Source organism: Nonomuraea helvata (assembly GCF_039535785.1).
GTDB classification, from domain to species: Bacteria; Actinomycetota; Actinomycetes; order Streptosporangiales; family Streptosporangiaceae; genus Nonomuraea; species Nonomuraea helvata.
On sequence record NZ_BAAAXV010000009.1, the window covers coordinates 1,719,374 to 1,733,195 of the forward strand.

Here is a 13,822-nt window from a genome sequence, read left to right on the forward strand (position 1 = left end):
CGTCACCGGTTCAACTGGTGACGATATTGGCAGCCAATGCGTCACCGGTCAAGCCGGTGACGCATTGGCGGTTACGCCAGGCGAGGTGGTGGCCCTGCCAGCGGGCGCGCAACCAGCGGTCGTGGCTGGCGATCACGATCGCGCCTGGCCCGTCGGCGCCCAGGGCCTCTTCCAGCTCGTCGGACAGGCGGGGGGAGAGGTGGTTGGTGGGCTCGTCGAGCAGGAGCACCTCGGGTGGATCGCCCACCAGCAGTCGCTCCGGCCCGCAGTCTCAGCAGGGTGGACTTGCCCGCACCGTTCTCGCCGATCAGCCCGATCCGGTGGCCGGGCGCGGCGGTGAGCGAGACGCCGTCGAGCACGCGCCGCGCGCTCAGCGTCCGTACGAGATCGCGGGCGAGCAGCACATCACTCACCGGCGGGTCCACCGGTCTCCAGCAGCCGCCCGCCGGACACCTCCAGCCGGCGCTCCACCTTGATCTCCGCGAGGAACCGCTCGTCGTGGCTGACCACCACGAAGGCCCCCTCGTACGCGCCGAGCGCGCTCTCCAGCTGCCCCACGCTGACCAGGTCGAGGTTGTTCGTGGGCTCGTCGAGCAGCAGGAGCTGGGGCGCAGGCTCGGCGCACAACACGCAGGCCAGCGTGGCGCGCAGCCGTTCGCCGCCCGACAGCACACCCACCGGCAGGTGCGCACGCGCGCCACGGAACAGGAAGCGGGCCAGCAGGTTCATCCGCTCCGCCGCCGGCATGCCGGGGGCGAACGCGGCCAGGTTCTCGGCCACGGTGCGCTCGACGTCGAGCAGGTCGAGCCGCTGCGACAGGTAGGCGACCCGGCCGTCGGCCCGCCTGGTCGTGCCGCCGTCGGGCTCCAGGTCGCCGCTGATCAGGCGCAGCAGGGTGGACTTGCCCGCGCCGTTGGGGCCGGTCAGCGCGATCCGCTCCGGTCCGCGGACGGTCAGGTCGATGCCCGGCTCGGCGAACAGGCCGCGGGCCTGAAGGCGCTCCCCGTGGAAGACCGTGCGGCCGGCGGGCACATTCGTGCCCGGCAGGTCCAGCGCGATCTTCTGGTCGTCGCGCAGCGCCCGCCCGGCCTCGTCGAGCCTGGCCTTGGCGTCGCTGACGCGGGCGGCGTGCATCTGGCCCGCCCGCCCGGCCGACTCCTGCGCGCCGCGCTTCATGTTCCCGGCGAAGATCCGCGGCAGGCCGGCGCTCTTGAGGTTGCGGGCGGCGGTGCCGGCCCGGCGCTCGGCGCGCTCGCGGGCCTGCTGCATCTCCCGCTTCTCGCGCTTGAGCTCCTGCTCGGCGCTGCGCACGTTGCGTTCGGCGGCCTCCTGCTCGGTACGCACGGCCTCCTCGTACGCGGTGAAGCCGCCGCCGTAGAAGCGGACCTCGCCCCGGTCGAGCTCGGCGATGCGGTCCATGCGGTCGAGCAGGGCCCGGTCGTGACTGACCACGAGCAGGCAGCCGTTCCAGTCGCCGAGCACGTCGTGGAGCCTGCGGCGCGCGCCGAGGTCGAGGTTGTTCGTCGGCTCGTCGAGCAGCAGGACGTCGGGCCGCTTGAGGAGTTGGGCTGCCAGTCCGAGCGAGACGACCTGGCCGCCGCTCAGCGTGGCCAGCGTGCGGTTGAACGCGAGCTCGCCGAGTCCGAGCCGGTCGAGCTGGGCACGGGTGCGCTCCTCGATGTCCCAGTCGTTGCCGATGGTGGTGAAGTGCTCCTCGGCGGCGTCGCCCGACTCGATGGCGTCCAGCGCGGCGATCACCGGGGCGATGCCGAGGACCTCGGCCACGGTCAGGTCGCCGGTGAGGGGCAGGCTCTGCGGCAGGTAGCCGAGCACGCCCTCGACGGAGACGCTGCCGCCACGGGGCCGGTGTTCGCCGGCGATCAGCTTGAGCAGCGTGCTCTTTCCCGCGCCGTTCGGGGCGACGAGACCGGTACGGCCGCCGCCCACGGTGAAGGACAGATCGCTGAAGACGGGCGTGTCATCAGGCCAGGAGAAGGACAGGTCGGAACAGACGATGAAAGCAGCGGACATGCGAGAAGACCTCGTACGAGAACGCGGGCGCGCCGAAGCCGCCCGGCAAAGGGGACAGGGATTCGGGGAACGACGACCAGAGGCCACGTCGGCGGCGGTCATGTGCGCCTGCCGGGGCCGGTCAATCTCCGGTATCACCCGGAAATGTCGTCGTCACCTGCCATGTCTGGTCTCCTGGCTTCCGATCTCAAGGGCCTTACACCATAGCAGCCCGGCGTGCGGGCTACCGCGCGGTCAGCGCGCCTGCGGAGTGCCGACGCCCCGCAGCAGTGTGTCGACCACGACGTCGGCGGCCTGCGCGGCGCTCAGCTCGGACAGGTCCTCGGCGGCGTGCTCCATCAGCGGCGACAGGACCGCGGCCACCCAGCCGGGCGGCAGGTCGGAGCGGAGCAGGCCCTCGTCGGTGGCGCGCTGCAAAAAGGCGTCGACCTCGTCGATCAGGCGGCGGCGGCGCTCGCGGAGCGTGACCTCGCGGAGCATGCGGCTCGTCTCCACGGGCCATTCGCGGTTGACGGCGATGATGCCTTCGACGTAGCGATGCAGCGCGACCGCGACCGGGGCCTCGCGTAGCCTGGCGGCCTCGACGGCCTCCTCGACCGCGTCGTAGCGTGCCGTGTAGACGGCGGCCATGAGGTCTTCGCGGGAGGCGAAGCGGCGGTAGACCGTGCGGCGGTCCACTCCTGCCGCGGCGGCGATGGCGGCGATGGTCGCCGAGGGGTCGTCGGCGAGCATGCGGGCGCCCGTGCTCAGGACGCGTTCCAGGTTGCGTGTCGCGTCTGCTCTCACGCGCCCAAGATACGTGAGCCCCCTTCACCACTTCGACGGCCCGGTGCGCACTTCCCGTTCGGCCAGCCACACCAGCACGTGGTCGGCGACCGCCCGCCAGCCGCCGTCGATGACCGGCGAATGGGCCCGGTCCGGGAACTGCTTGAGGCTGCTGGTGGCCGTCGAGTCGCCGTTCACCCTCCCCGACGGCATGGCGGGAACCGACCTGTACATCAAGCCGGGCAAGTTCCACCACCAGTTCGCCGCCGACGTACCCGCCGGCACCGCGGCCCTCATGGCCGCCACCCAACGGCCCATCGCCCGGGCCGGCCTGGAGGAGAAGACCGAGACCGCCGCCTGGAAGGCCAAGCCCACCTGGGCCGTCATCACGACCCAGGACCTCAACATCCCTGCCGAGGTCCAGCGCTACATGGCCAAGCGCGCCCACGCGCACTCCATCGAAGTACGCGCCTCCCACTCCGTCGCCGTCTCCCAGTCCAAGACCGTGGCCGGCGTCATCGAGAAGGCCGCCCGAGCCACCCGATAGCCCCACGACACGGAAGAAGGATGTCCCCGCCCCCACCATCAGCGAGGCGCGGCTACGGCTGCTCGAGACATACCGGGGCCAGCACCACCAGAGACATCTGTCACATAAATGAGTATATTAACTCTCCAAGTGCTACATTGATGAGACAATTACCGGGAGCATTGATCGAAGGAACACCCATGGCCAAGACATGGCTCATCACCGGAGCATCACGCGGCTTCGGACGGCACCTCACCGAAGCCGTCCTCGAAGCAGGCGACCAGGTCATCGCCACCGCACGCAGCCCCAAGCAGCTCGACGACCTGGTGGTCCGCCACGGCGACCGGATGCGGGCGGTCGCGCTGGACGTCACCGACGCCGCCGCGGCCGCCCGAGCGGTCAAGGAGGCCACCGACGCCTTCGGCAGCCTCGACGTGGTGGTCAACAACGCCGGTTACGGCAACAGCGCGCCGATCGAAGAGATGGCCGAAGGCGACTTCCGCGCCCAGATCGAAACCAACCTGTTCGGCGTCGTGAACGTCACACGGGCCGCCCTGCCCGTCCTGCGCACCCAGCGATCAGGAGTCTTCGTACAGTTCTCCTCCGTCGGAGGACGCGTCGGCGGCACCCCCGGAATGGGGGCCTACCAGACCGCGAAATTCGCCGTCGAAGGCTTCTCGGAGGTTCTCGCCAGCGAGGTCGCACCCTTCGGCGTCAAGGTCGTCATCGTCGAGCCGGGCGCGTTCCGTACCGACTGGCAGGGCTCCTCCATGGAGATCCACCCCGTCGGCCCTGACTACGAGGAGACGGTGGGCGCCATCCATCGCTACCGACGCGACACCGACGGAGCCCAGCCCGGCGACCCCGCCCGCGCCGCCGAGATCATCATCGACGTCGTCCGCGACGACTCCCCGCCCCGGCGCCTCCTTCTCGGCAGCGACGCCGTCGCCGCCGCCCAGAAGGCTGCCGAGATCCGTGCCGCCGAAACCGAGAAGTGGGCCGACGTGAGCCGCTCGGCCGACTACCCCGCCGACGAACGCTAGGCTCCAGACCCCCGCGCAGCCGTCCCGACCGTGGCGGCACCCTTGGGGAGCCCGTTCACAGTTACGGAGCAGGCATTTCGGGGAAGGCGGAACGCAGAGGCTGCTGGGTCGAAGCCCATCCGAGAATGCCTCGAACAGTACGCATGGGCGATCAAGACGTGGGGGAAGACCTTTCCGCCCCGGCACCCGTCCCTGTCGAACAGGACATCGGGGAGCAACACCATTGGTGATCATCATCATCTCTCTGGGGGCGGCCTGTTTTCTCGGCATCGGCTTCGTCGCCCAGCAGCACGCCGCGTATCGCGAACCCCTTGAGGAGATTCTGCACGCGCGCCTGCTGCTGGACCTGATGCGCATGCCGTTGTGGCTGGCCGGGATGGGGCTGATGCTCTGCGGCCAGATCCTCGGCGCCGTCGCTCTGCGGGAGGCGGACGTGGCGCAGGTGACGCCGCTTCTCTCGATGAACCTGCTGTTCGCCCTGACCACGGCCCATGTCGTCTACAAGGAACCGTTCGGCCGCGCGCTACAACTGGGTGCCGTGCTGGTGAGCGGAGGAGTGGCTCTTTTCCTTTTCGCCGGGCGGCCTCAGGGCGGCCGGCTTCCGGATCCGCTCTCCACGCGGTGGCTCGCGGCGCTCCCGGTGGTCCTGGCCGCGGGGGCGCTGGTTCTTTTCGGGCTGCGGCGTTCCCTGAAGGTCAAGGCGATGTCGCTGGCCGCCGCGGCCGGAGTGCTGTACGGGCTGCAGGACGTGCTGACCCGCAACACCCTGCTCACCCTCGGCAACGGGCCGAGCGTGCTCGCGACCTGGCAGCCGTACGTGCTGCCGTGCGTCGCCGTGGTGGGGCTGCTCCTCAACCAGAGCGCGTTCGACGCCGCTCCGCTGCAGATCTCGCTGCCGGCCACCACGGCCGCCGAGCCGATCATCGGGATCGTGCTCGGAGCGGCGATCTTCTCCGAGCATCTACGGGTGACTCCGGAAGCGCTCGTGGGCGAGGTGGCCGGTCTGATCGCAATGGTGACGGGCATCGTCATCCTCGGCCGATCCCGGTTCCTGGCCAAGCCCGCGCACCTCCGTCGCCGATAGGCGGCGGGAGGAGTGTCGGGAGCCCGGTCTTTCCACGTTCGTGGCCGGCCGCCCTTCAGCGCTGGGTGGAGGTCTGGTTCGCGTCACGCCGGTAGGTGTAGAGGATGAGCCCGTTGTGGAACTTGCCCACCTTGTCGTACAGCGCGCGAGCCGGGGCGTCTTCCAACGTGTTCCAGTAGAGACCTGGGAAGCCGTGCTCCTTGGCGTCCCGCGCCACCCACTCGATCACTGCCGTCGCGATACCCCGCCGCCGGACTTCCTCGTCCACGAACAAGTCCGCCAGATAGCATCTCCCGGCGTACCAGACACTGGCGTGGAACAGGTAGTGCGCGATGCCGACCATCTTGCCGTCCAGCCTGGCGGCGATCCCGCGTACCTGCTCGTCGTCGAGCAAGCGTCGCCAGGTCCGTTCGTAGTCGTCGTCGCTCCGTTCGACCTTGAAGTACGTGTCTTTGCCACGGGCCAGCAGTTCCCAGCAGGCGCGGTCGGATTCGGTCAGAAAGTTGATCTCCATCATGGCGCCCATCCTGCAGGCCTTGGCGTCCCACCGCGCGTGATGATCCTCAACCAAGATCGAGAAAGTCAAGGAATCGTCCTTCAGAACACGATCAAGTGCCGCCCGGCCCGCAGGTCCCCAGTGCGGCTTGCCGCCGGCAAGGCCCCGATCTCCGTTCTGCCCCATGAGCATCAGGAAGAGGCTCTTCTTAGCGGCCAGCCCGCGGGCGCGCCTGATCGTTGCCTCGTCCGCGTGCGCGTACGCGTCGAAGAACCGTGCGGCCGTGCCCGCGGGTAGCAGCACCCAGGCGGCGGCGAGGTCCCACGCCGGATCGCCGGCGAACAAGGCACCGAAGTCGACGATGCCCGAGAGCGTTCCGTCCGAGACGACGACGTTCGCGGGATGGAGGTCACCGTGCACCCACATCGGCGGGCCCTCCCACTCGGGGGCCGCGACGGCATCGGCCCAGACGGCCCGGACGGCGCTGACATCGCCGACGGCGTCGGGGTCAATGGCCTGCAAGAACTGCTCGAAGCCGCCCGTGCACCTCTTGGGGTGAGCGCCGAAGTCCGAACTGGCCGGCGCCTCGGCGGGCGCCTCCACGTGGAGCGCCTGGAGGAAACTCGCCAGCGTGTCGGCCGCGTGGGCGCCGCGGGTGATCGAGCCGTGGTCCAGCGGCTCGCCGGGAACCCACGTCATCACGGTCCAGTGCTTGGGGAAGCGCTCGGACGGTTCGCCGAACCGCACCGGGGTCGGCACCGGGAGCGGCAGGCTCGGGGCCAGCACGGGTAGCCACCGCCGCTCCTTGAGCTGGAGCTCCGGGGTGGGGTCCATGCGCTGCATGCGCACGGCCAACTCGTCCCCGAGGCGCCACATCTGGTTGCCCCAGCCGCCCGCCACCTCGCGGATGGCCAGCCCTGCGAGGTCCGGATGTTGCTCCTGCAGCAGGTCGCGGACCAGGTCTGCGGTGATCTCGATCTCGGTGTCGGTCATGCGAAGTCACAGTACCGAGGCGGCAGGCGGAGCGGCTCTCGCTCTCCGGGACGTCTCGCTGTGATTCCTCTGGCATCACCGATTCGGTTTCAGAGAGCTGCCGATCAGAGGCGTTCAAGCTATGAGCAGGCGAAGGCCGAGATCTGCCGCATCGAGATCGGCGAGTTCGCTGTTGCGTTCGGCCCACCGACCGGAGCCGAGGTCGTCGCTGAGGCTCCGCACCGCCCGCTGCTCGGCCTCCGGCCCTACCCTCGTCCACACCGACGTCGCACGGCGCACGTGATCCTCCAGATACGCCCCCGGTCGGCGCCAGTACGCCTCGAACAGGCCGTCAGCGCAGTCCCACGGGATGGGCACCGGCTCAGCGCGAGCGCCGATCGCGTCGGCCATCCCAGCAAGCGAGGGAAATTCTGCGAGGACGGCGGCGAACTCGGGCAGGTAGTCGCGGGTAAGCCAGAACCGGTCCTGCCATCCGGGCTCGTCGGTGTCGAACGTGAGCACCACCACGCGGCGGGCCACGCGCCGCATCTCGCGCAGCCCCGCTATCGGGTCCCCCCAGTGGTGAACGGTGGAGACGGCCATCGCGACGTCGAACGACTGGTCCTCGAACGGCAGGCTCTCCGCGGCGGCGGCCACGCACGGCGCCGAACCGGCAGGCCGCTGCCCTCGCATGACCGCCGATGGCTCCACCGCGGTCACGTCGCGATCAGCAGGCTCATAGGAGCCGGTGCCGGCCCCGACGTTCAGCACCGTCCGCGCGTCCCCGAGCGCGTCCCAGATCTGCGCGGCGATCCGCGGCTCGGTACGCCGTGTCGCGGTGTAAGCGTCGCCGATCGCGTCGTACAGCCGTGCACCGAGTACCTCCAGTTGCTCCTCCGGTGTCACCTTCAGTCCCTTCGCCCGTGCCTCAAGTTCCCTGTCGATGGCCGCCACCATGGCGTCAGCGCGATCACGCCGCTCCAGCAACAGGCCGCGCAGTCGGCGCAGGTGCGCGATCGCGTCGGTGGACGGATCGCCGACCAGTTCCGCAACCTCCCGCAGCCCGAAGCCCAATCGCCGGTAGGCCAGCACCTCCCGCAGTCGCTCAATGTCGCCCGCCGAATAGGCCCGGTACCCGGCCGCGGTCCGCGCCGAAGGCCGAACGAGCCTGATCTCGTCATAGTGATGCAGCGTGCGGACGCTTACGCCGGCCAACTCGGCCACACGTCCCACGGTCCAGTGCTCCTCCACGCCACCGACTATGCGGCCTGACGCCACGTGAGGGTCAAGAGCCCTGCTCACGGCGGCCAGCCGAACGCGAACCAGCGATCCGAGGCGACTCCTGCAAGCCAGAGCGACGGTCCAGTTCAGAGAAGCAGACAGCGACTGTGCTCGATGCCACGACGTCATCCCCGGCGCCCCAGCCGCCGCCTGGTGACGAGCCGTACTTCAGAACAACTAGATCAACTCGTGCCGGTGTGCAGCCGTGGCGGCCTGGACGCGACTGCGTACGCCGAGCTTGGCGAGGATGTTGCTCACGTGCGCGCCCGCCGTCTTGACCGAGATGAACAGTTCCTCGGCGATCTGCCGGTTGGTGCGGCCGTCGGCGAGCAGGCGCAGCACGTCCCGTTCGCGCGGCGTGAGGCCGAAGTCACGCTCCCCGGCCGGGTCGGTCTCGCCCTGTACGGCGAGGGGGATCCGGGCCAGGCGCGCCAGCCGTTCGATCCGGGCCCGCAGGGGCTCCGCGCCCAGGCGGTCCGCCTCCCGGGCGGCGTCGGTCAGATGGGAGGAGGCCGCGGAGCGGTCTCCCGTCTCCGCGGCGTGTTCCGCGGCTCGCAGCAGGGCCAGAGCCTGAGGGTACGGCTGGCGAAGATCCGCCCACGCGGCCGCGACGCGAGGCCAGAGGTCCGGCTGTCCGGTCTCGGCGGTGAAGGCCAGGCGGTGGGCTTCCTGGACGGGCCCGATCACCGGCAACGCGGCCGCGGTCTCGGGCAGGCCGGGCACGGGCAGGGGCGCGCCCGCTTCGATCACCGGCCACAGGTAGCGCGGGCTCGTTCTTCCGCTGATCAGCGCCTCCTCCACGAGCGGCGCGGCGTCGGCCGTGCGCCCCTGCGCTCTGCGGAGATCCACCTCCATGCGCACCAGCAAGAGGTGGTCCTGGGCATAGGACGTGCCTCTGGTGAAGACTTCGCGGGCGTGGGCAGCGGCGCTCTCGGCGCCTGCGAGATCGCCTCTGGCCAGCCCGATCGAGCCGGCCAGCACCATCAGGTACGCGCGAAGACTGGGCGTCGGCGTGACACGCAGGGCGTGCTCGACGATCTCGGCGGCCTCCTCCCATCGGCCCAGCGCGATCAGCGCCTCCGCGAGGTTGCCCGCGTGGATCGGGCCCGCCGTTCGGGCCAGACCCGACCGCGTGGCGGCGGTGAGTCCCCGGCGGGCCGCCTCGGCCGCCTCGGCATACCTACCGGCGCCCTGCAGGACGTCCGCCTCACAGCGATAGGCGTGCAGGAGCCCACCCTGGTCGCCGATGCGGCGGGCGGTCGCCTGGGCCTCGATCAGGTGCGGCAGCTGCGTGTCGAGATCGCCGGCCCGAGCCTGCGCGTACGTCAGGTTGACGGTGGCGATGACCTCGGCCTTGGCATCGCCAGCGGCCTGCGCCGTTTTCAGCGCCTCGCGCGCTGCGACCCGGCCTTCGGCTTCCAGAGGGACCGTGAGGAGGCGATTGGCGAGCAGGTTGAGTACGGTCGCGCGTGCCGGATGCTCGCACGGCGTCAGACGAGCGGCTTCGCGCAGATCGTCCAGGTCGCCCGGCATGCCGAGGAGGTGGCGCAGTTCGCCGCGGTGGGCGATCAGCCAGCCGGCACGCGCAGGATCGCTCTCGGCCGAGAGGGCTGTCTCCACCAGTTGGACGGCGGTCGCGTTCTCGCCTGCGGCGATGGCGGCGCGTACCGCTTCGTCGAGCACGTCGGCCTTGGACGTGGCCGGATCGGGCGCTTCTTCCCACAGCTCCAGCACGCGAAGCAGCATGTGCAGCTGTTCCGCGTGCGCCAGGGACGCCGCGGCGTCGGCGGCGGCGCGGCGAGCGGCCGCCAGGGTCTTGGACGGGTGGCGCTTGGCGGCGTGCCAGTGCAGGGCGGACTCGTACGCCGCCCGGCCCAGCGGAGCGAGTTCCGGGTCCCGCTCCAGGGCTTCGGCATACCGTACGTGAAGCCGCCCGCGTTCTGCGGGAAGCACGTCGTCGTAGAGCACCTCCTGGACCAGCGCATGACGGAACGCGTACACCTCCTCCTCGATCAGGAGAAGGTTCGCGCTCACCGCTGGGCGCAGCGCGTCGGTGAGGCGGGCGTCGTCCAGCCCGGTGACGGTGTGCAGCAGCGCGTGGCCGACCTGAGCGCCGCCTACGGCCATAGCGTGGACCACCTGCCGCGTTTCCTGCGGCAGCCTGTCGAGCGGCGTGATCAGCAGGTCGCGAATGGACGCGGGCACCGGCGCGCCCGCCCGGTCTGACAGCGCCTCGACGAACAGGGGGTTGCCCTCGCTGCGCCGGAAGACGTCCTCGATGACGGCGGGGGCCGGCTCGCCGCCGAGCAGGCCGCGAAGCTGACGGACCACCTCGCCCCTGCCGAGCCGGCCGAGCTCCATCCGGGTCGTCCACGGCCTGCGATCCCATTCGGCCAGCACCGGGCGGAGTGGATGCGTCCGGTGCAGGTGGTCGCTCCGGTAGGTGACGACCAGGAGAAAAGCCGCGGCCGCCTGCTGGTTTCTGATGAGGAAGTCGAGCAGTTCCCGGCTGGACCGGTCGCTCCAGTGCACATCCTCGGCGACGATCACCAAGGGCCGGTCCTCGGCGAGGTTCTCGAAGAGGGTGAGGATCTCCTCGAAGAGCCGCGCCTGCGTCAGTGCGGGATCGCCGTCGCCGGCGGGCCTGCCCAGGAGCGGGAGCAGCCTCCCGAGCTCACCTGGCTCACCACGGGGAAGGAGACGGAGGAAGCCCTCCGTACCGATCTTGCGCAGTAGATGGCGCAGCATGGCGGTGAACGGCGCGAACGCCAGGCCGTTCTCCCCCACCTGGGGACAGTCACCCGAGAGCAGCCACGCCTCCCCTGCCGACGACGCGGCGAACTCGGCGAGCAACCGGGTCTTGCCCACCCCGGCTTCGCCGCCGAGCAGCACGGTGGAGGCGGAGCCTTCTCGGGCATGTGCGTAGGCCTCAGCCAGAGCGGCCAGCTCCGCGTCCCTGCCTACGAAGACCATAGGTCCAGGCTGTCAGATCCGGACGAGAACTAGGGATGCCGGATAGGGCATTCGCCCGATCCGTCCGGCCGCCGGAACGGCGAAGCTGGCCCGGTGATCGAAACCGGTGCGCAACCGCTGCTCAGCCGTCCGATGGTCTTCCTGGGGGTGACCTCACTCGCCTCGATGACGAGCTTCTACCTGCTCGTTCCGATCGTTCCGCTGTATGCGGCATCAGGTGGTTCGGGGAACATGGGCGCCGGGCTGTCCACCGGCGTCACCATGCTGGCGACCGTGCTCATGGAACTGGTCATGCCGAGATTGCTGGCCCGGTACGGCTACCGCGCCAGCATGGCGCTGGGCGTCCTCCTCCTCGGCGTTCCCTCGGCCCTGCTGGTCCTGTCCGCCGCGCTGCCGGTGGTGCTGGCCACGAGCCTGGCGCGTGGCGCCGGCCTGGCCATCGTGGTCGTGGTGGGTCCCGCCCTGGTGGCCGAGCTGGCTCCGGTCCAGCGTCGGGGGGAGGCGCTGGGCGTGTACGGCGTGGCCGTCGGGATCCCCGCGATCCTGGGGCTGCCGATCGGCTTGTGGCTGGTTCCACTCGTCGGCCACGGACCGGTCTTCCTCGCGGGAACGGGGCTGGCGCTGCTCGCGCTCATCGGGATTCCCTGGCTGCCCCAAGAGGCGGCGCCGGTCGAGCAGCACGGAGGCGTCCTTCGCCCGCTGCGCCACGCCGCGCTCGCCCGGCCTGTCATCGTCTTCGCGGCGATCACCCTGGCGGCCGGCGTGCTGCTGACGTTCCTGCCGCTGGCCGTCCCCGCCGGCTCACCGGGGACCGCCGCGACGGCGCTGCTCGCGCATTCCTGCGCGATGCCGCTCGCACGGTGGGCGGCCGGCCGGTACGGCGACCGCCACGGCCAGTCGGTCCTGCTGGTGCCGGCGGTGATCGCCGCGGTCATCGGGATGGCCGGGATCGTCTGGCTCGACAACCCCTACACGGTGATCGTCGGGGCGGCGCTCTTCGGCGCCGGCTTCGGCGCCGCCCAGAACGTCACCCTGGTGCTGATGCTCGCGCGATCCTCCTCCTCCGCGTTCGGGCAGGTGAGCGCGCTGTGGAACCTCGCCTACGACGGCGGGATGGGGATCGGCGCCGTCGGGTTCGGGCTCGTGGCCGGGCCCGCGGGGTATCCGGCGGGGTTCGCGTTGATCGTCGCGGTGCTGGCTCTCGCCCTTCTCCCCTCCTGGCTCGACACACGATCCGAAAGGAAGCTCATCAATGAGCGATGACCTGCGGCGCGCCGTACAGAAGGTGCTGCCAGACGTAAGAGCCGACCTCGAGGCCCTCATCCGCATCCCATCGGTGAGCGCCGACCCGGCCGCGACCGAGGACCTGCGCCGCTGCGCGGAGCTGACGGCGGAGCTCTTCCGCGCCGGCGCCGCCCAGGAGGTGGAGATCCTGGACGACATCCCCGGCGGCCGGCCGGTGGTCCTCGCCAGTTGTCCCGCACCTCCCGGCCGTCCCACCGTGCTGCTGTACGCCCACTACGACGTGCAGCCCGCCGGCGACCCGGCCCTGTGGTCGAGCACCCCGTTCGAGCCACGTGAAAGCGATGGGCGACTGTACGGCCGCGGATCCGCCGACGACAAGGCGGGCATCGCCACCCACCTGGCCGCGCTGCTGGCGCACGACGGGCGTCCGCCGGTCGGAGTCGTCGTCATCGTCGAGGGCGAGGAGGAAATCGGCTCCCCGACACTCGGCGCCTTCCTCGACCGGCACCGTGACCAGCTCGCCGCCGACGTGATCGTGCTCGCCGACTCGGAGAACATCGAAGTGGGCGTCCCCTCGTTCACCACCACGCTGCGCGGCATGGCCAACTGCGTCGTCGAGGTGCGGACGCTGGCGGAGAGCGTGCATTCCGGCACGTACGGCGGGGCCGCTCCCGACGCGCTCACCGCACTGTGCCGCCTGCTCGCCACCCTGCACGACGAGGACGGCCACGTCACGGTGGACGGCCTCGCCACCGGCCGCCCGCCGCAGGCGGACTACCCCGCCGAACGGTTCCGGGCCGAGGCAGGCGTGCTCGACGGCGTCAGGCTGCTCGGCTCGGGCAGCGTCGCCGAACGGGTCTGGGCCGTACCCGCGGCGACCGTCCTGGCCATCGACGCACCCTCTGTGCCCGGAGCCGTCAACGCCCTCACCGCATCCGCCCGCGCCAAGGTGAGCCTGCGCATCGCACCGGGCGACGACGCGGTACGGGCCCGCGCGGCCCTGGCCAGGCACCTGCGCGACCACGCACCCTGGGGCGCACTGGTGGAGGTCACCGAGGCGGAGATCGCGCAGCCGTACGCGGTCGGCACCCGCGGTCCGGCCTTTGACGCGGCACGCCGCGCTTACCAGCACGCCTTCGGCCGCGACGTGGTCGACATGGGAGGCGGCGGCGCCATCCCCTTCGTCGCGGAGTTCGCCGCCGCATACCCGAACGCCGCCGTCCTCATCACCAGCCCCGGAGGCGATCCGGCCAGCCGCGCCCACAGCACCGACGAGAACCTGCACCTGGCCGACTTCGAACGCGCCTGCCTCGCCGAAGCGCTCCTGCTCGCCGAACTCGCGGACTGGCCGAGGACGTGACGATCTCAGCGACACCGCTGCCACCCGACCTGAGACAGCTCGCGGA

The 13,822-nt window shown here is 70.8% G+C and carries 11 protein-coding genes and 3 pseudogenes; 5 read left to right on the top strand and 9 right to left on the bottom strand.

Annotation, left to right across the window (positions count from 1 at the left end):
- Nucleotides 1-10: 10 nt before the first annotated feature.
- The 5 genes and pseudogenes from ABD830_RS41170 to ABD830_RS41185 form a co-directional block, all read right to left on the bottom strand.
- Nucleotides 11-253 (bottom strand): annotated as a pseudogene (locus ABD830_RS41170) (hypothetical protein); the annotation flags it as partial.
- Between the two features lie 46 nt (nt 254-299).
- Nucleotides 300-425 (bottom strand): annotated as a pseudogene (locus tag ABD830_RS54480) (hypothetical protein); the annotation flags it as partial.
- Nucleotides 406-2,031: an ABC-F family ATP-binding cassette domain-containing protein gene (locus ABD830_RS41175; RefSeq protein WP_344999627.1), complete on the bottom strand. Its 1,626-nt coding sequence runs from the start codon at nt 2,029-2,031 to the stop codon at nt 406-408. The pseudogene ABD830_RS54480 and the gene ABD830_RS41175, both read right to left, overlap by 20 nt.
- 234 nt (nt 2,032-2,265) lie before the next feature.
- Entirely contained in the window at nt 2,266-2,817 is a 552-nt protein-coding gene (locus ABD830_RS41180) for a TetR/AcrR family transcriptional regulator (RefSeq protein WP_344999629.1), read from the bottom strand.
- Nucleotides 2,818-2,841: 24 nt separating this feature from the next.
- On the bottom strand, nt 2,842-3,009 hold the full coding sequence (locus tag ABD830_RS41185) for a hypothetical protein (RefSeq protein ID WP_344999631.1): 168 nt from the start codon (nt 3,007-3,009) through the stop codon (nt 2,842-2,844).
- On the opposite strand from ABD830_RS41185, the gene ABD830_RS41190 reads away from it, so the two are divergent.
- From ABD830_RS41190 to ABD830_RS41200, 3 genes are all read left to right on the top strand, one after another.
- Nucleotides 3,008-3,343, top strand: coding sequence for an alpha/beta fold hydrolase (locus ABD830_RS41190; protein ID WP_344999633.1), 336 nt, complete (start codon nt 3,008-3,010; stop codon nt 3,341-3,343). The two genes, ABD830_RS41185 and ABD830_RS41190, sit on opposite strands and share 2 nt — an antisense overlap.
- Before the next feature lie 179 nt (nt 3,344-3,522).
- Nucleotides 3,523-4,365 (top strand): oxidoreductase, encoded by an 843-nt coding sequence (locus ABD830_RS41195; protein WP_344999635.1) that lies wholly within the window; start codon nt 3,523-3,525, stop codon nt 4,363-4,365.
- 226 nt (nt 4,366-4,591) lie between these two features.
- A complete protein-coding gene (locus ABD830_RS41200) occupies nt 4,592-5,449 on the top strand; it encodes a DMT family transporter (protein ID WP_344999637.1) in 858 nt (285 codons plus the stop codon).
- Between the two features lie 55 nt (nt 5,450-5,504).
- On the opposite strand, the gene ABD830_RS54485 is transcribed toward ABD830_RS41200, so the two are convergent.
- From ABD830_RS54485 to ABD830_RS41215, 4 genes and pseudogenes are all read right to left on the bottom strand, one after another.
- Nucleotides 5,505-5,975 carry a GNAT family N-acetyltransferase gene (locus tag ABD830_RS54485; RefSeq protein ID WP_378521125.1) on the bottom strand — a complete coding sequence of 157 codons (471 nt, stop codon included), beginning with the start codon at nt 5,973-5,975 and terminating at the stop codon, nt 5,505-5,507.
- Nucleotides 5,976-6,044: 69 nt separating this feature from the next.
- Nucleotides 6,045-6,938, bottom strand: a pseudogene (locus ABD830_RS54490) (aminoglycoside phosphotransferase family protein); the annotation flags it as partial.
- A gap of 114 nt (nt 6,939-7,052) precedes the next feature.
- Nucleotides 7,053-8,141 carry a MerR family transcriptional regulator gene (locus ABD830_RS41210; RefSeq protein WP_344999642.1) on the bottom strand — a complete coding sequence of 363 codons (1,089 nt, stop codon included), beginning with the start codon at nt 8,139-8,141 and terminating at the stop codon, nt 7,053-7,055.
- Nucleotides 8,142-8,375: 234 nt separating this feature from the next.
- Complete coding sequence (locus ABD830_RS41215; protein WP_344999644.1) at nt 8,376-11,171, bottom strand: helix-turn-helix transcriptional regulator; 2,796 nt, start codon at nt 11,169-11,171, stop codon at nt 8,376-8,378.
- 93 nt (nt 11,172-11,264) lie between these two features.
- Between ABD830_RS41215 and ABD830_RS41220 the strand changes: the two genes are divergently transcribed.
- Both ABD830_RS41220 and ABD830_RS41225 read left to right on the top strand, forming a co-directional pair.
- Nucleotides 11,265-12,434, top strand: a complete 1,170-nt coding sequence (locus tag ABD830_RS41220) for an MFS transporter (protein WP_344999646.1) — start codon at nt 11,265-11,267, stop codon at nt 12,432-12,434.
- A complete protein-coding gene (locus ABD830_RS41225; protein WP_344999648.1) occupies nt 12,424-13,776 on the top strand; it encodes a M20/M25/M40 family metallo-hydrolase in 1,353 nt (450 codons plus the stop codon). Before ABD830_RS41220 ends, ABD830_RS41225 begins: the two co-directional genes overlap by 11 nt.
- Nucleotides 13,777-13,822 lie beyond the last annotated feature (46 nt).